The 18,655-nt window shown below is 65.4% G+C and carries 21 protein-coding genes; 12 read left to right on the top strand and 9 right to left on the bottom strand.

The features are described from left to right. Positions 1 to 199: 199 nt before the first annotated feature. Positions 200 to 3,988, top strand: a complete 3,789-nt coding sequence (hrpA, locus tag ACAM58_RS12995) for an ATP-dependent RNA helicase HrpA (RefSeq protein ID WP_369664488.1) — start codon at positions 200 to 202, stop codon at positions 3,986 to 3,988. A gap of 69 nt (positions 3,989 to 4,057) precedes the next feature. Here the strand turns inward: hrpA and ACAM58_RS13000 are convergent, their stop codons facing one another. From ACAM58_RS13000 to lptF, 6 genes are all read right to left on the bottom strand, one after another. After that, on the bottom strand, positions 4,058 to 4,216 hold the full coding sequence (locus tag ACAM58_RS13000) for a DUF3309 family protein (protein WP_012747828.1): 159 nt from the start codon (positions 4,214 to 4,216) through the stop codon (positions 4,058 to 4,060). 135 nt (positions 4,217 to 4,351) lie between these two features. After that, entirely contained in the window at positions 4,352 to 5,527 is a 1,176-nt protein-coding gene (locus ACAM58_RS13005) for a pyridoxal phosphate-dependent aminotransferase (protein ID WP_307595463.1), read from the bottom strand. A 38-nt stretch (positions 5,528 to 5,565) separates the two neighbouring features. After that, positions 5,566 to 6,507, bottom strand: coding sequence for a CysB family HTH-type transcriptional regulator (locus tag ACAM58_RS13010; RefSeq protein WP_369662925.1), 942 nt, complete (start codon positions 6,505 to 6,507; stop codon positions 5,566 to 5,568). Positions 6,508 to 6,570: 63 nt separating this feature from the next. Then, on the bottom strand, positions 6,571 to 6,945 hold the full coding sequence (locus tag ACAM58_RS13015; protein WP_062367017.1) for a sirohydrochlorin chelatase: 375 nt from the start codon (positions 6,943 to 6,945) through the stop codon (positions 6,571 to 6,573). 5 nt (positions 6,946 to 6,950) lie between these two features. Continuing rightward, a complete protein-coding gene (lptG, locus tag ACAM58_RS13020) occupies positions 6,951 to 8,060 on the bottom strand; it encodes an LPS export ABC transporter permease LptG (protein WP_012747832.1) in 1,110 nt (369 codons plus the stop codon). Beyond that, positions 8,057 to 9,196, bottom strand: a complete 1,140-nt coding sequence (lptF, locus tag ACAM58_RS13025) for an LPS export ABC transporter permease LptF (protein ID WP_012747833.1) — start codon at positions 9,194 to 9,196, stop codon at positions 8,057 to 8,059. The genes lptG and lptF overlap by 4 nt, the downstream gene beginning before the upstream one ends. Before the next feature lie 21 nt (positions 9,197 to 9,217). On the opposite strand from lptF, the gene ACAM58_RS13030 reads away from it, so the two are divergent. From ACAM58_RS13030 to ACAM58_RS13045, 4 genes are all read left to right on the top strand, one after another. Then, a complete protein-coding gene (locus ACAM58_RS13030) occupies positions 9,218 to 10,753 on the top strand; it encodes a leucyl aminopeptidase (protein ID WP_369662926.1) in 1,536 nt (511 codons plus the stop codon). Beyond that, complete coding sequence (locus ACAM58_RS13035; RefSeq protein WP_062367009.1) at positions 10,750 to 11,193, top strand: DNA polymerase III subunit chi; 444 nt, start codon at positions 10,750 to 10,752, stop codon at positions 11,191 to 11,193. Before ACAM58_RS13030 ends, ACAM58_RS13035 begins: the two co-directional genes overlap by 4 nt. After that, a complete protein-coding gene (locus ACAM58_RS13040) occupies positions 11,193 to 11,603 on the top strand; it encodes a hypothetical protein (protein ID WP_369662927.1) in 411 nt (136 codons plus the stop codon). Before ACAM58_RS13035 ends, ACAM58_RS13040 begins: the two co-directional genes overlap by 1 nt. A 135-nt stretch (positions 11,604 to 11,738) precedes the next feature. After that, positions 11,739 to 12,944: a branched-chain amino acid ABC transporter substrate-binding protein gene (locus tag ACAM58_RS13045; protein WP_012747837.1), complete on the top strand. Its 1,206-nt coding sequence runs from the start codon at positions 11,739 to 11,741 to the stop codon at positions 12,942 to 12,944. 63 nt (positions 12,945 to 13,007) lie between these two features. Here ACAM58_RS13045 and ACAM58_RS13050 read toward each other — a convergent pair whose 3' ends face one another. Together ACAM58_RS13050 and ACAM58_RS13055 are read right to left on the bottom strand one after the other, a co-directional pair. Beyond that, positions 13,008 to 13,400 (bottom strand): response regulator, encoded by a 393-nt coding sequence (locus ACAM58_RS13050; protein WP_012747838.1) that lies wholly within the window; start codon positions 13,398 to 13,400, stop codon positions 13,008 to 13,010. Positions 13,401 to 13,499: 99 nt separating this feature from the next. Then, the gene (locus ACAM58_RS13055; RefSeq protein WP_062367002.1) at positions 13,500 to 13,856 is read right to left on the bottom strand and encodes a hypothetical protein; all 357 of its coding nucleotides are present in this window, start codon (positions 13,854 to 13,856) and stop codon (positions 13,500 to 13,502) included. Positions 13,857 to 14,222: 366 nt separating this feature from the next. Here ACAM58_RS13055 and ACAM58_RS13060 point away from each other — a divergent pair, with 366 nt between their 5' ends. Then, complete coding sequence (locus tag ACAM58_RS13060) at positions 14,223 to 15,452, top strand: tyrosine-type recombinase/integrase (RefSeq protein WP_369662928.1); 1,230 nt, start codon at positions 14,223 to 14,225, stop codon at positions 15,450 to 15,452. Positions 15,453 to 15,459: 7 nt separating this feature from the next. On the opposite strand, the gene ACAM58_RS13065 is transcribed toward ACAM58_RS13060, so the two are convergent. Then, positions 15,460 to 16,056, bottom strand: coding sequence for a hypothetical protein (locus ACAM58_RS13065; protein ID WP_369662929.1), 597 nt, complete (start codon positions 16,054 to 16,056; stop codon positions 15,460 to 15,462). A 118-nt stretch (positions 16,057 to 16,174) separates the two neighbouring features. Between ACAM58_RS13065 and ACAM58_RS13070 the strand changes: the two genes are divergently transcribed. The 6 genes from ACAM58_RS13070 to ACAM58_RS13095 all read left to right on the top strand — a co-directional run bounded on the left by ACAM58_RS13070 (position 16,175) and on the right by ACAM58_RS13095 (position 18,655). Continuing rightward, positions 16,175 to 16,642, top strand: coding sequence for a hypothetical protein (locus ACAM58_RS13070; protein WP_369662930.1), 468 nt, complete (start codon positions 16,175 to 16,177; stop codon positions 16,640 to 16,642). A gap of 2 nt (positions 16,643 to 16,644) precedes the next feature. Next, on the top strand, positions 16,645 to 16,872 hold the full coding sequence (locus ACAM58_RS13075; RefSeq protein WP_369662931.1) for a hypothetical protein: 228 nt from the start codon (positions 16,645 to 16,647) through the stop codon (positions 16,870 to 16,872). Between the two features lie 117 nt (positions 16,873 to 16,989). Further along, the gene (locus ACAM58_RS13080; RefSeq protein WP_369662932.1) at positions 16,990 to 17,424 is read left to right on the top strand and encodes a hypothetical protein; all 435 of its coding nucleotides are present in this window, start codon (positions 16,990 to 16,992) and stop codon (positions 17,422 to 17,424) included. Between the two features lie 43 nt (positions 17,425 to 17,467). Beyond that, positions 17,468 to 18,013, top strand: a complete 546-nt coding sequence (locus ACAM58_RS13085) for a hypothetical protein (RefSeq protein ID WP_369662933.1) — start codon at positions 17,468 to 17,470, stop codon at positions 18,011 to 18,013. An 80-nt stretch (positions 18,014 to 18,093) separates the two neighbouring features. Beyond that, a complete protein-coding gene (locus ACAM58_RS13090; protein ID WP_369662934.1) occupies positions 18,094 to 18,303 on the top strand; it encodes a hypothetical protein in 210 nt (69 codons plus the stop codon). Positions 18,304 to 18,313: 10 nt separating this feature from the next. Beyond that, positions 18,314 to 18,655 (top strand): helix-turn-helix domain-containing protein, encoded by a 342-nt coding sequence (locus ACAM58_RS13095; RefSeq protein ID WP_369662935.1) that lies wholly within the window; start codon positions 18,314 to 18,316, stop codon positions 18,653 to 18,655.

Below are 18,655 nucleotides of genomic sequence, written 5' to 3' on the forward strand. Positions count from 1 at the left end.
TCGCGCGGGGCGGCCTATCGCCCGCAGCGGCCGGGCGGCGCCGCAAGGCGTGCAACAGCCGCGGCGCGCGCCGATAATGTGCGGTTTGCCTGCCGCGCCTTCCCGAACAGCCTTCCCCTTGACGACCACGACACCTTCCGCCCCCTTGCGCATCGACTTTCCCGAATCGCTTCCGGTCTCCGGCCGGCGCGATGAAATCATGGCCGCCATCGCGGCGCACCAGGTGGTGATCGTCTGCGGCGAAACAGGCTCGGGCAAGACCACCCAGTTGCCGAAGATCGCGCTGGCGCTCGGCCGCGGCAAGCTCAATGCGCCGCCGGGCCAGGGCCGGCTCATCGGCCACACGCAGCCGCGGCGCATTGCCGCCAGCTCGGTGGCCAAGCGCATCGCCGAAGAGCTGAAGACGCCGCTGGGCGACGTGGTCGGTTTCAAGGTGCGCTTCCAGGACCGGCTGAGCCGCGACGCGTCGGTCAAGCTCATGACCGACGGCATCCTGCTGGCCGAGACGCAGACCGATCCGCTGCTCAAGGCCTACGACACGCTGATCATCGACGAGGCGCACGAGCGCTCGCTGAACATCGACTTCCTGCTCGGCTACCTGCGCGAGATCCTTCCGCGCCGGCCCGACCTGAAGGTGATCGTGACCTCGGCCACCATCGACGCCGAACGCTTCGCGCAGCATTTCGCCTCGGCGAAAGGCCCGGCGCCGACGATCATGGTGTCCGGGCGCACCTTCCCGGTCGAGCAGCGCTACCGGCCCTTCGAGGAGTCGCGCGAGCACGACCTGAACGACGCCATTGCCGACGGCGTCGACGAGCTCTGGCGCGATCCGCACAACGCCGGCGACATCCTGGTCTTCCTGCCCGGCGAGCGCGAGATCCGCGAGGCCGCCGACCACCTGCGCCGCCACCTGAGCCACCAGCCGCTGCTGCGCAACGCCGAGGTGCTGCCGCTGTTCGCGCGGCTGTCGGGCCCCGAGCAGGACCGCATCTTCGACAGCCATTCGGGCCGGCGCATCGTGCTGGCCACCAACGTGGCGGAAACCTCGCTCACCGTGCCGGGCATCCGCTACGTGATCGACACCGGCACCGCGCGCGTGAAGCGCTACAGCTTCCGCAGCAAGGTCGAGCAGCTGCTGGTCGAGCCGATCAGCCAGGCAGCGGCCAACCAGCGCGCGGGCCGCTGCGGCCGCGTGGCCAATGGCATCTGCATCCGGCTCTACGACGAGAAGGATTTCGAAGGCCGGCCGCGCTTCACCGACCCGGAAATCCTGCGCTCGTCTCTCGCGGGCGTGATCCTGCGCATGAAGTCGCTGCGGCTGGGCGACGTGGCGCGCTTTCCGTTTCTCGAGGCGCCTTCGCCGCGCGCGATTGCCGACGGCTACCAGCTGCTCAACGAGCTCGGCGCGGTCGACGACGCCAACGAACTCACGGCCACGGGCACCGAGCTCGCCAGGCTGCCGCTCGATCCGCGCGTGGGCCGGATGATTCTTGAAGCCCGCACGCGCGGCGCGCTCGAAGAGGTGCTGGTCATCGCGTCGGCGCTCAGCGTGCAGGACGTGCGTGACCGGCCGATGGACGCGCAGCAGCAGGCCGACCAGGCGCATTCCAAGTTCGACGACGAGAAGAGCGAGTTCAGCGGCTACCTGCGGCTGTGGAAATGGATCGCCGATGCGCGCGGCGGCCATGGAGACACCCACAAGCTCAGCAACAGGCAGTACGAGCAGCTGCTGCGCCAGAACTTCATCAACATCCGCCGCGTGCGCGAATGGCGCGACATCCACTCGCAGCTGCTCACGGTGGTCACCGAGCACAAGTGGCGCATCAACGCCGAGCCGGCCGGCTACGAGCCGCTGCACCTGTCGATGCTCGCGGGCCTGCTCGGCAACGTCGGCTGGAAGCTGGAAGACGACGAGGCCTACCTGGGGGCGCGCGGCATCAAGTTCTACAAGCATCCGGGCGCGCACCTGAAGAAGAAGCCCGGCCGCTGGATCGTCGCGGCCGAGCTGGTCGAGACCACGCGGCTCTTCGGCCGCGGCATCGCCAACATCGAGCCGCAGTGGCTCGAACAGGTGGCCGGCCACCTGCTGAAGAAGCAGCTGCTCGATCCGCATTGGGAGAAGAAGGGCGCGCAGGTTTCGGCGCTGGAGCGCGCAACGCTCTACGGCCTCGTGGTGTACAGCGGGCGCCGCGTCGACTTCACGAAGGTGGACCCGGTGGCGGCGCGCGAGATCTTCATCCGCGAAGCGCTGGTCGGCGGGCAGTGGGAGAGCAAGTTTCCGTTCCTCGCGGCCAACCGCAAGCTGGTGCGCGAGGTCGAAGGGCTGGAGCACAAGGCGCGCCGGCAGGATGTGCTGGTCGACGACGAGCTGATCTTCGCCTTCTACGATGCGCAGCTGCCCGCCGACGTGGCCGGCGGCATCAGCTTCGAGAACTGGTACCGCCATGCCTCCAGGGAGCAGCCGCGCCTGCTCTTCCTCACGCGCGAGGAGCTGATGCGCCATCAGGCCGCGGGCATCACCACGCAGTCCTTTCCGCCCACGCTGCGGCTGGGCGGCGTCGACTGCGCTGCAAGCTACCTGCACGCGCCTGGCGACGCCAAGGACGGCCTCACGGTCAGCGTGCCGCTCTTCGTGCTCAACCAGGTGAGCGAAGAGCGCTGCGAATGGCTGGTGACCGGCATGCTCAAGGACAAGATCCAGGCGCTGCTCAAGAGCCTGCCGCAGCGGCCGCGCTCGCGGCTGGTGCCGCTGCCCGAGTCGGCGGCCAGGCTGGCGGAAGAACTCTCGGCGCCCGAAGTGTTCGGCCATGGCTCGCTGACCGACGTGCTGCTCAAGCGCGTGCGCGACGCGACCAGCATCGACGTCAAGCGCGCCGACTTCAAGCTCGACATGCTGCCGCCGCACCTGTTCATGAACCTGCGCATCGTGGACGAGCACGGTCGCCAGCTTGGCATGGGGCGCAACCTGGGCGCGCTCAAGGCGGAACTGGGCGCGCAGGCGCGCGGCGCTTTCCAGGCGCTGGCCGGCCTCAACGTCAAGGCGTCGGCGGACCGCAAGCCGGCCGACGCTGCCGAGGGGCGCGGGCAGGCCAAGGGCAATGCCGCTGCACCAGTCCCCGCCGCGCCCAGCCTGCCTGCCGGCCAGCGCTACACCAACTGGAGCTTCGGCGAACTGCCCGAGCTGATGGAAGTGCGGCGCGGATCGCAGTCGCTGATCGGGTTTCCGGCGCTGCGCGACGAGGGCGATGCCGTCACCATCGAGGTGTTCGACGAGCCCGCCGTGGCGGCCGCCAAGCACCGCGCCGGGCTGCGCCGCCTGTTCGCGCTGCAGCTGAAGGATGCGCTCAAGTACCTCGAGAAGAACATCCCCGACCTGCAGAAGATGGCTGTGGCCTACATGCCGCTGGGTACCTCGGAGGAGCTGCGCACGCAGATCATCGACGTGGCGATCGACCGGGCCTTCCTGCAGGAGCCGCTGCCGACCGACGAGTTCGCCTTCAAGCGCCGCCTCGAAGAGGGCCGCGGCCGGCTCACGCTGATCGCCAACGAGGTGGCGCGGCTGGCCTCGGCCATCCTGGCCGAATACGCGGCCGCCGCGCGCAAGATCAAGGACACGAAGATCCAGCCCGAGGCCGTGCAGGACGCCGCGCAGCAGCTGCAGCGCCTGGTCGGCAAGCGCTTCATCGCGGACGCGCCGTGGACGCAGCTGCAGCATTTCGCGCGCTATCTCAAGGCCATCGTGCTGCGGCTCGACAAGCTGCGCAGCGACCCCGCGCGCGATGCCGCTAAGCTGGCCGAGCTGCGGCCGCAGGAGCAGCGCTACTGGCGGCTGGTGGCCGAGCGCAAGGGCGTGGTGGACGAGCGCATGCTGGAGTTCCGCTGGCTGCTCGAGGAGCTGCGCGTGAGCTTCTTCGCGCAGGAGCTGCGCACGCCGCAGCCGGTCAGCATCAAGCGGCTGGACAAGGCCTGGGCCCAGCTGCAGGCCTGATCGGCGGCCGGCAAAAAAGAAGCCCGCTTCTCGCGGGCTCCTTTCAGGTGCACGAGGGGCCGGGCAGCGTCATATGCGGCCCATGAGCACCAGGATGATGACGATCAGCACGACCAGGCCCAGCCCGCCGCTGGGCCAGTAGCCCCAGCTCCGGCTGTAGCCCCAGCTCGGCAGCGCACCGATCAGAAGCAATATCAGGATGATCAGCAGAATGAACGAGAGGGACATGCGTTTCTCCTGGACCTTGTTGTTACGAGCATTCATGCTCGGTGCCAGGAGACCGGGCCCGCGCCGGATAGCCGCTTCTTCGGCGGTCAGGGCTTTCCTACCGGGGCCGTCGGCATTCAAGCCGCGCGAGCCGGGTCAAAGCCGTGCGAGCCGATCCAGCGCCGCGAGCAGCGTCTCGTCCTTCTTGGCGAAGCAGAAGCGGACCACGCGCTGGTCGAAGCCGTTGCCGTAGAAGGCCGACAGCGGAATCGCCGCCACGCCGATCTCGCGCGTGAGCCACAGGCAGAACTCGGCTTCGGACAGGTCGCTGACCGCCGAGATGTCGACGCACTGGAAATAGCTGCCCTCGCTGCGCAGCAGCCTGAAGCGGGTCTTCTGCGCCAGGCCGGCTGCGAACAGGTCGCGCTTGCGCTGGTAGAAGGCGGGCAGCTCGAGGTAGGGCCCCGGCTCGGCCATGTACTGCGCGAGCGCATGCTGCATCGGCGTGTTGACGGTGAACACGTTGAACTGGTGCACCTTGCGGAACTCGGCCATCAGCGGCGCGGGCGCGGCCACGAAGCCGACCTTCCAGCCGGTGACGTGGTAGGTCTTGCCGAAGCTGCTCACGATGAAGCTGCGCGCCGCCAGGCCCGGGAAGCGCGCCACGCTTTCATGCTGCGCACCGTCGTAGACCATGTGCTCGTAGACCTCGTCGGCAATCACGAGGACGTCGGTCGGTGCCAGCAGCTCCTCGAGCTTGCGCATCTCGGCGGCGGTCCAGACCGTGGCGCTCGGGTTGTGCGGCGTGTTGACGATGATCGCCCGCGTGCGCGGGGTGAGCGCCGCGGCGATCTTGTCGAAGTCGGGGCGGAAGGTGCCGGGCACCAGCGGCACGCGCACCACGCGGCCGCCGGCCAGCTCGATGTTGGGCACATAGCTGTCGTAGCAGGGCTCCAGGACGATCACCTCGTCGCCCGCGCGCACCACCGCAAGAATGGCGGTGATGATCGCCTGCGTGGCGCCGGCGGTGACGGTGATCTCCTCGGCGGCGCTGTAGTCGTGGCCATAGAGCGCAGAGATCTTGCGCGCGATGGCCTCGCGCAATGCCGGGATGCCGGGCATCGGCGGGTACTGGTTGTGGCCCGCGGCCATGGCGGCCGTGACGTCTTCGAGCAGCTTCGGGTCGCAATTGAAATCGGGGAAGCCCTGGCCGAGGTTCACCGCGTTCTTCTCTGCCGCGAGCGCGGACATCACGGTGAAGATGGTGGTGCCCACGGCGGGCAGCTTGGTGGCGATCTCCGGGGTGCGGGGGGAGGAGGAAAGGGCGCTCATGGTGGTGCTCGGAATCGGATTCGGAATCGGGGTCTGGATCAAAGTTCGTAGTCTTGCTGGTGGCCGCTCAGGGCCTTGGCAATCAGATTGCGGTCGAGACGGTCGGACAGCAGTTCGGCAAACTTGAAGACGAAGTTGCGCAGGTAGGCGCTGCGCTTGAAAGCCACGCGCGCGATGTTCTGGCCGAACACATGGCCCATGGGGCGCACCACGAGATCGGCGTTCGATTCGTCGCGCACCGCCATCTCGGCCACGATGCCCACGCCAAGGCCCAGGCGCACGTAGGTCTTGATCACGTCGGAGTCGATCGCTTCGAGCGCGATGCGCGGCGTGAGCTTCTTCTGCGCAAAGGCATGGTCGATGCGCGTGCGGCCGGTGAACGACGGGTGGTAGGTGATGATGGGCTCGTGCGCCAGGTCTTCCAGCGAGATGCGCTCCTTGGCCGTCAGCGGATGGTCCTTGGGCAGCACCAGCACGTGCTGCCATTCGTAGCAGGGCAGGGTCACGAGCTCGGTGTAGTCCGAGAGCGACTCGGTGGCGATGCCCACTTCGGCGATCTCGTCGATCACCATGCGTGCCACCTGGTCGGGCGAGCCCTGGTGCAGGCTCACGTTGACCTTGGGATAAGCCTCGCGCAGCTTGGCCACCGGCACCGGCAGCACGTAGCGCGCCTGGGTGTGGGTGGTGGCGATCGAGAGCGTGCCGCTGTCCTGCGCGCTGAACTGCTCGCCGATGCGCTTGAGGTTGCCGACTTCGCGCATGATCAATTCGATGCTCGCGATCACGTGCTGGCCCGGCTCGGTGACCCGCTTCAGGCGCTTGCCATGGCGCGCGAAGATCTCGACGCCGAGCTCTTCCTCGAGCTCGATGATCGCCTTGGACACGCCCGGCTGCGAGGTGTGCAGCGCCTTCGCCGCCTCCGTCAGGTTCAGGTTGCGCCGCACGGCTTCCTGAACAAACTTGAACTGGTGCAGATTCATATCAAATTCCGTCTTATTGCGGAATTCATTATGCCTTCGGAGTCTATGGAAATTGCTGCAAGTTCAAGATTTGCTTGCAATTCTGGCCAGCAGATCGACCAGCTCGGGCTCTTCGCCAACGATGCCGGCCAGCTGGAAGTCGACCTGCGGCCAGGCCTGGCGCAGCGCATCCACCTGAAGCGGCAGGTCTTCGCGGGCATGCTTGCCCATGCCGAGGAAGAGCGGAACCACCCGAAGTCTCCTGGCGCCGCTGGCAATCAGGGCCGCGGCCGCGGTGCGCAGGTCGGGCGCCGCAAGCTCCATGTAGGCGCAGGCCACGCGGGCCTGCGGGTCGAGCGCCGTCACGCGTGCGGCCACCGCCTCGATGGGCTCGCGCCAGCGCTCGTCGCGCGAACCATGGGCCAGCAGCACGATGCCCCTTGCATTCCCCGTGGCCATCTTCGCTACCTTCGAAGCACCAGCCAGCTGAAGGCAGCCAGCGACATCACCGAATAGATGAGCCCGGGCGCCGCCGCCGTGAGCCATGGCGACCAGTTGCTCAGGTTGCCGAGATAGCCGAAGACGTTGTTCAGCAGGAAGAAGCTGATGCCGATCATCACGCCGCCGAACACATAGGTGGTGATGCCGGCCTGGCGGAAGTGCAGGTAGGCGAAGGGCAGGGCGAGCACCACCATCACCAGGCATGAGAGCGGGTAGAAGACCTTGCGCCAGAACTGGATCTCGTAGCGCTGCGCGGTCTGGCCGTTGGCCTCCAGGTGCCGGATGTAGTCGAACAAGTCCAGCGTGCCCATTCGGTCGGGCCGCAGCAGCGCCACCGACACCATTTCGCTGGTCAGCGTGGTCGGCCAGTCGAGCTGCGGCACCTTGGTGGTCACGATACGGGCCTTTTCTGCCGAGATGCGCGTTTCGTAGTCCTGCAGTTCGACGTCCGACAGCTGCCAGTGGTCGTCGAAGATGCGTGCCGAGGACGCGACGAGCTGCTTGCGCACATAGCCGTTGGCGTCGAACTCGAAGATGCGCGCATTCTTGAGCGAACCGTCGCGCGCGATGGACAGCACGTTGACGGCATAGGACACGTTCTCGCGCTTTTCCTTGAGCCATGCGCCCGTGTTGCCGACCAGCGAGTAGGAGCCCTGGTAGCGCGACTTGAGCAGCTGGCCGGTGCGCTCGGACGCCGGCGCGATGTAGTCGCCGATGGCAAAGGTCAGGAAGACGAAGCCCACGCCCAGCAGCAGCAGCGTGCGCAGCGCGCGCCACGGCCCCAGGCCGCTGGTGCGAAGAATGGTGTATTCCGAGCTTTGCGCAAGGCGCGCCATCACGAAGATGCAGCCGATCAGCACCGTGATCGGGAGCAGTTCGTAAAGGTGGCTCGGAATCAGCAGGGTCACGTAGATCAGTGCCTGCGCAGGGCCGTAGGCAAGGCTTTCGGGCCGGCCGATCGACTGCAGCTCGTCGACGAAGTCGAAGAAGAAGAACAAGCTCAGGAAGCCGAGGGTCACGAAAGCCACGGCCTTCAGTGCCTCGACATAGATCAGGCGTCGGATTGTTTTCACGAGGTCGGGTCGATTTTCGAGGGCGGCGAAGGCGGCAGGCCGCCGGCCATGACGTGCTCGGTCCTGCGCCTGCGGCCCCAGTTGTTGTTGCGCAGGAGCAGCCATGCCACGCCGATCAGCAGGACGCCGCCGTGCAGCAGCAGCATGAACGAGCCCATGCTGAAGCGCCCGGAGCTGATCCAGCTCTGGCCCAGGTTGAGCATGTTGTAGTAGACGACGAAGGCGAACAGCGCGAACAGCAGGTTGCCGCTTCGCCCCACGCGCGGGTTGACGCTCGACACCGTCAGCGCCAGCAGCACGAAATTGATGGCCGCCAGCAGCATGCCGATGCGCCAGGCCAGTTCGCCGTGGCTGGCGTCGCCGGGCTCGCGCAGCAGCTGGAGCGTGGGCTTGGCGCGCGCCGGCGTGTTGTCGGCGGAGAAGTCGGAGGTGCCGCCGGCCCGGGTGCCATAGGTCTCGAATTCGCTGATCTTGAGCCCCGCGGTGGGCAGCAGCGGCCGCTCCAGCCGCTGCCCGTTGCTCAGCATCAGGAAGCGGTTGTTGCCGACGTTCTCGATGCGTCCGCTGCGCGCCGAGGTGGTGATCTGCAGGCCGCGCTCGACCGCCCAGATGAACACGTTGGTGGCCGTGGCGCCATCCGGCGTGTCCTTGTCGATGAAGAAGACCCGCATGCGCCCGGACGATTCGCGGAATTCGCCCGGCGTGACCCGCTCGATGTCGCTGCGCCCTTCATATTGCGCCCGCATGCCGATGGTCTGCGAGTTGGCCCACGGCCAGCCCAGCAGCGCCATCACCGCGATCAGCACCAGCACCGGCCAGGCGAAGCGGAACAGCGGCTCGACGAAATCGGCCAGGCCCCGTCCGCTGGAAAACCAGATCACCATCTCGCTGTCGCGGTACATGCGCGACAAGGTGCCGACAATGGCGATGAACAGGCTCAGGCTCAGGATGGTCGGCATGTAGCCGAGCACCGTGTACGCCATCACGAGGAACACTTCGGACGGGTTCACGCTGCCCTTGGAGGCGAGCCCGAGCGTGCGGATGAGCATCATGGTCATCACGATGGTGACCAGGACCACGAGGGTCGCTCCGAAGCTGCGCGACAGCTCCTTGCGTAGGGAAGAATGGAATAACATCGTTCGAGGAAAAAAAGGATTATGGACTTTCAGCTCAAGACCCTCACCGTCGCCCGCGCCGCGGCCGAAAAATCCGACCTGCTGATCGTGCTCGTCGGCAGCGCGCCCATCACGGCCAAGGACCCCCTGTCCGCGCTGATCGCCAGCGCCCGCAAGGCCGGCGACCTGCCCGACAAGGCCGGCAAGCTGCTCGCGCTCTACCACCCCGACGAGGTGGTGGCCTCGCGCGTGGTGCTGGCCGCCATCGGCGACGGCAAGCCCGCCTCGGTGCGCAGCGGCGTCATTGCGGCGGTCAATGCGGCCAAGGCCTACGGGCCCAAGCGGGTGGTCATGGCCTTCGCGCAAGAGGCCGACGGCGCTGCCGTGGGCAGCGCGGTGGCCGCCGCCGCCGACGCCAGCTACGTCTACACCACCACCAAGGCCAAGGCCTCGAACGGCGAGAACGGGCGCACCATCCGCCACCTGACGCTCGGCGTGGCCGACGCGGCAGCGGTGGGCACGGCCTTCGGCGAAGCCCGTGCCACCGTCGCCGGCATCGAGCTCGCCAAGGAGTGGGGCAACCGCCCCGGCAACTACTGCACGCCCACGCTGCTGGCCGAGGCCGCCAAGGAGCTCGGCAAGCTGCCCCGCGTCAAATGCGAGGTGCTGGGTCCCAAGGAAGTGCAAAAACTCGGCATGGGCTCGTTCGCGGCCGTGGCGCAGGGCTCGGCCGAACCGCTGCGTTTCATCGTGCTGCGCTACCAGGGCGGGCCCAAGGACCAGGCGCCCGTGGTGCTGGTCGGCAAGGGCATCACCTTCGACACCGGGGGCGTCTCGCTCAAGCCGGCGGCCGAAATGGACGAAATGAAGTTCGACATGTGCGGCGCGGCCAGCGTGCTGGGCACCTTCCGCGCGCTTGGCGAGATCCAGCCGGCCATCAACGTGGTGGGCCTCGTGCCCTCGTGCGAGAACATGAACGACGGCCGCGCGATCAAGCCCGGCGACGTGGTGACCAGCATGAGCGGCCAGACCATCGAAGTGCTCAACACCGATGCCGAAGGCCGCCTCATCCTGTGCGACGCGCTCACCTATGCCAAGCGCTTCGAGCCCGCGGCCGTGATCGACATCGCCACGCTCACCGGCGCCTGCGTGGTGGCGCTGGGCGGCGTGCGCAGCGGCCTGTTCACCAGCGACGATTCGCTGGCCGAGGCGCTCCAGGCGGCCGGCGAGCAGTCGCAGGACCGCTGCTGGCGGCTGCCGCTGGACGACGAATACGCCGAAGGCCTGAAGAGCAACTTTGCCGACGTCGCCAACGTGGCCGGCCGAGCCGGCGGCGCCATCACCGCGGCCAAGTTCCTGCAGCGCTTTGCCGGCGATTTCACCTGGGCCCACCTGGACATCGCAGGCACGGCCTGGAAGAGCGGGGCGGCCAAGGGCTCGACCGGCCGGCCGGTGGGCCTGCTGGTCTCCTATCTGATGGAACGCGCGCGCAGCGGCGCGGCCCAGGCGGTATCGCCCAAGAAGGCGGCGCGCAGGGAGCCCGGCGCGGCCGCGCGCAAGGCCCGGTCCGCGCAGTGACGGAAATCGGCTTTCACTTCAATCTGCCGGACAAGGCGAACTACGCCTGCCGGCTGGTGCGCAAGGCCGTGAGCGTGCGCGGCTTGCGGGTGGTCGTGGTGGGCGAGCCGCAGATGCTGGAGGCGGTCGATGCGGCGCTCTGGCAGCTCTCGCCCTGCGACTTCATCGCGCATTGCCGCGGCGATGCGCAGCCCCACCTGGTGGCGCGCTCGCCGGTCATTCTTTGCGCCGAGGGCGCGGACGCCGCGGGGCTCGCGCACCGCGAGATGCTGGTCAATCTCGGGCCCACGGTGCCCGTCGGCTTCGAGCGCTTCGAGCGCCTGGTCGACATCGTGAGCAACGAGGCCGACGATCGGCAGATCGGCCGCTCGCGCTGGCGCCACTATGCCGACCGGGGCTATTCGATCCAGCCGCACGACTTTGCAAGGAGCGCCTCCTGATGGCCAGCACGCTGCGCACGCCGCCCCGGTTCGTTCCCACGCTGACCACGGTGCTCGACCTGCCTGCCGAGCCGCTGGGCGCCGCCGAGGCGGCAACGCCCGCCAGCGCGCCGCCACCACCGGCGGTCGACCCCGCCGAAGCCGTGGCATTGCCTCCGGCCGAGCAGCGCTCCGAGGCCGAAATCGTCCGCCTCGAAGAGCAACTTCTGCACCGCGTGCTGCAGCGCGTCGACCTGTCTTTGGAAGAGCGCCTGAGCGACACGGTCTCGGCCGCCGTGCAGCAGCAGCTCGATGCGATGGTGCCCCGGCTGCGCGAGGAAATCGAGGCCGTGCTGCGTGCCTTGGTGATCGAAGCCATGGCCGCCGAGCTCTCTGAAAACACAGGGTCTACGCCAGCTTCCAGCGCATAAAGCTTCAGCTAAACTGCGCGCCAGGTCGATGGGGCGGGAGGGTGCCGCTGGTCTGCGGCGCGAAACTTGCGAGGTCTTCGCGCCCGGATCACACGACCGGTTTTTGGTTTATTCATCAATGTTCTGGAGGTTCTCATGCAATTGAAATGGACTGCGGTCGCACTGGCTGCTCTCACGCTTGTGGCTTGCGGCAAGAAAGAAGAAGCTGCTGCGCCCGCCGCTCCGGCGCCCACGGCAGCGGCCCCCGCACCTGCAGCGCCTCCGGCAGATGCATTGATCGTCAAGATCGGCCACGTCGGCCCCACCAGCGGTGCCATTGCCCACCTGGGCAAGGACAACGAGCTCGGCGCCAAGATGGCCATCGAAGACCTCAATGCCAAGGGCCTGAAGATCGGCGACAAGGTTGCCAAGTTCGAACTGCTGGCAGAAGACGACGCCGGCGATCCGAAGCAAGGCACCGCAGTGGCCCAGAAGCTGGTCGACAGCAAGGTCAACGGCATCGTCGGCCACCTGAACTCGGGCACGACCATTCCTGCTTCCAAGCTCTACAGCGACGCCGGCATTCCGCAGGTCTCGCCGTCGGCAACCAACCCCAAGTACACGCGCCAGGGCTTCAAGACCACGTTCCGCGTGGTGGCCGACGACACCCAGCTCGGCGGCACGCTCGGCAAGTACGCCGTCGAAACGCTCAAGGGCAAGAACATTGCCGTGATCGACGACCGCACGGCCTACGGCCAGGGCGTTGCCGAAGAGTTCGAGAAGGCGGCCAAGGCTGCCGGCGGGACCATCGTGGGCCACGAATTCACCACCGACAAGTCGACCGACTTCAACGCCATCCTGACCAAGCTCAAGTCCGCCAAGCCTGACGTGCTGTTCTTCGGCGGCATGGACGCCGTCGGCGGCCCGATGCTCAAGCAGGTCAAGCAGCTCGGCCTGAACGTCAAGTTCATGGGCGGCGACGGCCTGTGCACCGGCGAACTGCCCAAGCTGGCTGGCGACGCCATCGGCGAAGAGATGGTGGTCTGCGCCGAGGCCGGCGGTGTCGACGGCGACTTCAAGCAGCCGCTGGAAGACTTCAAGGCCAGGTTCAAGACCAAGAACGGCGTGGACGTGCAGATCTACGCGCCGTACGTCTACGACGCGGTCAACGTGCTGGCCGAAGCCATGGTCAAGGCCGGTTCCGCCGACCCTGAAAAGTACCTGCCCGAAGTCGGCAAGGTGCAATACAAGGGCGTGACCGGCCCGATCGCCTTCGACGAAAAGGGCGACATCAAGAACGGCGCGCTGACGCTCTTCACCTACAAGGGTGGCGTGCGTACGCAGATCGCCGTGGTTCGCTGATCCAGGCGCGCAAAAGAGAAAAGGGCCTTCGGGCCCTTTTTTTGTGCCTGCCGGCCGCGATTTTCAGGCCAGGCTTGCGAAGCCCGAGGGCCGGTCGGTGTTGCAGTATTCGATGAAGGCGTCGAGATCGCGCGACTTGTCGAACACCGCATCGGCACCCAGCGCTTCGCAGCGTGCGCGGATGTCGGCGGTGACGTAGTTGCTCAGCACCACGACGCGCTGGCCCGGACCGCGTGCCTTGCAGCCCGAGAGCACGCCCAGGCCGGAGCCTTCCTTCAGGAACAGGTCGACGATGAGCAGTTGCCAGTCATGGGGATGAACGGCGAGCCAGGCGAGCGCATCCGTTTCGGTTTCGGCAAAGCCGACGACCTGGCCGTTGACCAGATCTTCGAGGGCCGGGACCAGGTTGTCCCTGATGGTCTTGTTGTCCTCGACGAGGAACGTGATGAGGGCCATGCCGTGGTTTCGTTCTGAGAACCAATAGCGTAGCGTGCCGGACGCGGCCGCAGCGTAGGAGAAGGGATACGGACAGCGCGTTCTGGCGCGGCGCTGCGCTCAGTGCTTGTTGTCGGAGCGGATCCTTGCCTTGAGCTCTTCGGCCAGCGCCTGGCTTTCATCGCGCTCGGCCGTCACTTCGCGGCGCTTCTCGATTTCCTCGCTCAGTGCCGCGTTGACCTCGGCCAGCTTCTCGGCCGACTTGGCGAGCTTCTGCTCGAGCTGGCTCGTCTGCTCGATGGCCTGCGCCACCTCGCCAACCTGCACTTCGTCCGGCAGCTCCTGTTCGAGCACCGTGTTCACGACGGCGAGATTGTCCGAGGCCCGCTGCACATCGGCGGCCACTTCTTCGCTCTTCTTGAGCGTCTTGTCGAGCGACGTCTTGCCACGCGGCACGGTGGGGGGCTGTGCAGCCATCGAGGCTCCTCCTTTTGCAGGCTTGAAAGTAAGACCTTTGGATGGTAGCGCCAGACGAAGCGGGCTGGGCCAATCTCCCAGTTGCGCCAAGGCAACGCGCTTTTCCAACAAAAAACCCATCAAGCGTTTCTGCATTGATGGGTTTGATGCGGGTCAACATGCTGACGGGCTGGAAACCCGCATGAAACCCATGACTTCTCTGGCGGAGCAGGCGTCTGCCACTGCCAAGTCCCGGGGGTGCCAATCGATTCCACTGGATTGGCCCGTGTCGAGGGGAGTTGCGAGAAAAGTCTTCCCGCAGACTCCATTGCGTTCCAATCGAATAGCAACTACATTGTGGGGTAAGTTGTTGAGCAGAGGGGTCGCATGCCGCGCAAGAGTCGAGAACTGAGTGCCATCGAAGTCTCCCGCCTGAAAGCGCCGGGGTACTTCGCAGTGGGCGGCGTTGCGGGGTTGCATCTGCAGGTGAGCGCGAGTGGTGCGCGGTCTTGGATCTTGCGAGTCATGGTCGGAGGTAAGCGGCGTGACATGGGCTTGGGCGGGTTTCCGGACGTTCCTTTGGCCCAGGCGCGCGAGAAGGCGAGGGCGGCGCGCGAAAAGATCGATGCTGGCATCGATCCGGTGGAGGCGCGGCGGATTGCCAAGAGCGCAATGCTCGCGTCCGCGGCCGCTGCGAAGACGTTCATCGAATGCCGTCGCGCGTTCGTTGATGCCAAAAGTGGAGAGTGGCGGAACGCGAAGCATGAGGCACAGTGGAAAAGCACCCTTGAGCGTTTCGCCGACCCCGTGATTGGCGAGATGCTCGTCCGGGACATTGGCCTTCCGCATATCCTTGAGATCCTTGAGCCGATCTGGAAGACGAAAACCGAAACCGCCACTCGGGTGCGCGGCCGGTTGGAACAGGTGCTCGACTGGGCTACTGTGCGTGGCTACCGGGCAGGGGAGAACCCGGCCCGCTGGAAAGGCCACCTCGACCACCTTCTGCCAAAGCCGCGCAAGATCACGAAGGTGCAACACCATGCGGCGGTCCCCGTCGATGGCGTGGCGGCCTTCCTGTCTAGCGTGCGGAGCATAGAAGGTATGGGGGCTCGAGCACTGGAGTTCGCCATCCTGACGGCGGCGCGCTCTGGAGAGGTGCGTGGCGCCCGTTGGTCCGAGTTCGACTTTGACGAGAAGGTGTGGACCGTGCCTGGCGAGCGCATGAAGGGCAAGGTAGAGCATCGCGTGCCGCTGTCGAAGCAGGCGATCAAGCTATTGAAGGCCCTCCCGCGCTTCGAGAAGGTCGAGGTCGTCTTTCCGGGCTTGAAGGGGCAGGTGCTCAGCGACATGACGTTGTCGGCCGTGATGCGCCGCATGGAGGTCGATGCCGTGCCACATGGGTTCCGCAGCACGTTTCGCGACTGGGCGGCGGAGCGGACCAACTTCCCGCGGGATCTGGCCGAGATGGCGCTGGCGCACGTTATCGAGTCGAAAGTGGAGGCTGCTTATCGCCGTGGCGACATGCTCGCCAAGCGCCTGAAGATGATGCAGGCATGGGCCGACTTCTGCGACACCATTCCGAAGACCGGGAATGTAGTACCGCTCAAGGCGGCGTAAGGCTTCGTCAGGCGGAGGCGACCTCATTCATCTTGATGGCACAAGGCTCAGTCGAAACACCTGCAAGGTCCAAAAGCCCGGCAAGGCAAAGAACGGCATAGACATCAAGCGCCTGTAGAAGACCTGCCACCTCCGCGTCAGGGTGAGCGGCGCCGATGCCGTCCGCGTCAACCCAACGGGCGATCTGTCTTTGCTCGCCGTGCGCGTAGTCAGACATCCACTCCCATGCTGAGCGCTTCACTCGCGAGAAGGCTCCTTTGGTCTGGGGCAGGGCATCCAGCTTCTTGACCATCGTCTCCACCTTCGACATATGGCCGCCCGCCTCTATGCGCTCGATCTCGGCCGGTGTTGCGCAGACCTGTGCCCAAGTTCCACGCACCCACGATTCATAAATTGACCGGACGAGCGCGAAAGCGGCGCTCCGAGCATCACGCTCCAACAGAAGCAGGATCGCTTCTCGGTGATCGAGGGCGATCGCGTAGCAAATGGCTGCAATCCTTCTACCGCCGCTCGCATCGATCCTCCTGGGATGGTGAGCTTGGACCCATTCGGATAGCTGGTGCGATCTGGTCAACGCCGCCGAAACGGTAGCAGTAGAGGTCATCTGTAGTCCTTGGACTGGCGCATTCTGCTTTGGGTTCGTTCCACGCGAAACGTGCAAGGGACTCAAAATCCTCTGCCGCCTCAATTGGCGCCTGCGTGTGGCCCGCTGGGGGGTATGTGTGACGCTCAAAGACAACGTTTCTTATCAGGCGTTGTCACGGGAAGTTGTGGCCACCCTGGTTCCTCAAGTCGTCTCAACTTTCTTGAGCGAGGTTGTGCAGCCTGCTTGCGCAACCCAGCTTTCGGCGGGTGCGTCGCTTCTTGCCGGTTCGATTCCGGCCCCGAGAACCAAGATGGAAGCGTTGTTGCCGTCTAGAACTTCGGCCACCAGTCGAGAAAATTCTTGCGTCATCTTGAAAAAGGTTTACCATTTCAAAATGGAAGCAAAGAACACACATGGTGGCGCACGGGCCGGGGTCGGGAGAAAGCGGCTTCAGCCTGGCGTTGCAACCGTGCCCGTGATGATCAAGATGACCGAGCTGCAGAAGGGAAAGCTGAAGCGGCTCGGCGGCGCTCCTTGGGTGCGCAATCGCATTGACGAGGCTCCTGAACCCACGGATCAACAGCTGCCAATCAAGAAGAGGTAGTCATGGAATATCAAAACGCCGCCGCTCTTGCCTCCACCAGCCGAGCAGAAGCGCGTGCGCGCTGTGCTGCAGTGGCGTACCTCATCATCAGCGTCATGGGAAGCCTCTGGTTCTCGGGGCTGTTCACCGTCGTGTGGCAAGTCACTTTCTTGGCGTGCGCGCTGCCGCTCGCTTTCATGGGAGCCAAGGCGATACACGACGCCGTGCTTGTCCGCATGCTGGAGCGCTGAACGAACTGACCGGCCTCGCTGCATAAATGCGAGGCACAAAAGGCGACGGCCGCAGGGCTCTGACCTCCTGCAGCCGTCAAGACCACAACGTGCAACCCGCGAAAGGAAACGCACATCATGGCCACCCCGAAGTCTACTAAATCCCCGCGCAAGCCAGCGCCCCTCTCCAACGTCCTGCCATTCCCGGCGCGGCCTGCTGCAACGTCAGCCGCGGGCGCTCGCAAAGGCCGGAAGCCTAAGCGGGAAAACGTGGTGCCCTTCACGGGTGTCATGCGCAATAACTACGACGTGAAAACAGAAATGGCGGAATGGAAAGAGGCAATGCTGAAGGAGCTGGGAAAAATCTACTTGAGTGTCAGCAACGGGGAAATTACAGGACTGGTAATCGCTCGCGCCGTCGGCGTGCCGACCGATGACGGGGATCCCGAGGGAGGAAAGCTCGACCTGCTAGGTCTTTTCGCGAATGATTTTGCTTACACGGCGCGGGTGTCCGACTTCATCGGGAACATCGCCCGCAAACGAGCGGAGAAGCAGCCGGCGCGTGCAATTTGAGATCAATGGAGGGGCAAAAGATGGCTACAAAGGTTGACTCAACATGACGAACGCCAGCGATAACCCGCCACCGGACGACAAGCGACCGGCGCGTCGTGCTGTGCCGATGAGCTGGATGATCGCCGACCTAAAAGGGGAAGAACGCACCCTCGGCTGGTACGTCGATCACGCTGAGCAAGGAGATCGCGATGCCGCATTGCGGGCGCTGCAACTCTGCATGCAGTCTCTTGCGCCGGCCACACTGGCGCAGAACGGCGTGCGCATGCCTCATGATCTGGCCGATGCATTGCGTAGGATCATCGGCCCTGCGGTTCATACCGGCGATTCGGCTGTGATGCGTGCCGCTCGCGGTAGCCCGCTGGCGCGCATCCCTGATGCGAACACCACCAACATTGCGTGGTGGCGCTGCTATGAAATGCACAAACTGCTGAAAGAAACGCCAGGGCTGAGCCAGATCAAGGCCGCAGCTAAGGTGCTTGAGGGCGAGAACGGCGGGGAGCCGGCATCGCTGCAGAAGCGCTATCGCGCGCTAAAGCCGCAACTCGAAATCTACTTTCAAGAGAACGAGGCAGACGCCGCGGAAAAATAGACGGGGGCCTGTCATCCGCGCCAAGAGCGCGCGTCGCCGAGACGATACGCATACCAACCACTACCCAAGAGGTATGCGCAATGAGCGAAGCACAAATTCAGGCCACCTGGATCAGAGGGCCCCAACTCCGCAAGCGCTGGGCAGACATGCCCACCGCCACGTTCTACAACCGGCTGAACAAGGGCAAGATCCCGAAGCCTCAATATCCGTTCGGCCCTGACACGCCATATTGGTCAATGTCGGAAATCGAGGCCTTCGAGCAGCAGGCCGGCGAGAAGATGGCTGCCTGAGGTGCGCGTCATGACGAGCACCAAAAATAAACCCCAGGGCCGCGGGAACGGCTCTAGGGCAGCAATCGAAAAAGGAATGCAGGCGGATGGTAGCGCAGTTCTCGCGTCGAAGTCCACGGCAACTGAACAGCAGCGCGCGCGCATCCTGGAAGCGCTTCGCTCGAGGCCGCAGAGCACCGAGGACCTTCGGCGCCTTGGCATCTATCAGGCGCCGGCTCGCGTGAAAGAGCTTCGTGACCTGTTCGGCTATTCAATCGAGACGCACCGTGTCACGCTCGTAGATCGCGATGGCTTCACGCATTCGCGTGCCGCGCTGTATCGCCTGCGCAGCGAGCCGGAAGGGGTTGCGTGA

The organism is Variovorax sp. V116 (assembly GCF_041154435.1).
Taxonomy (GTDB): Bacteria; Pseudomonadota; Gammaproteobacteria; order Burkholderiales; family Burkholderiaceae_C; genus Variovorax; species Variovorax paradoxus.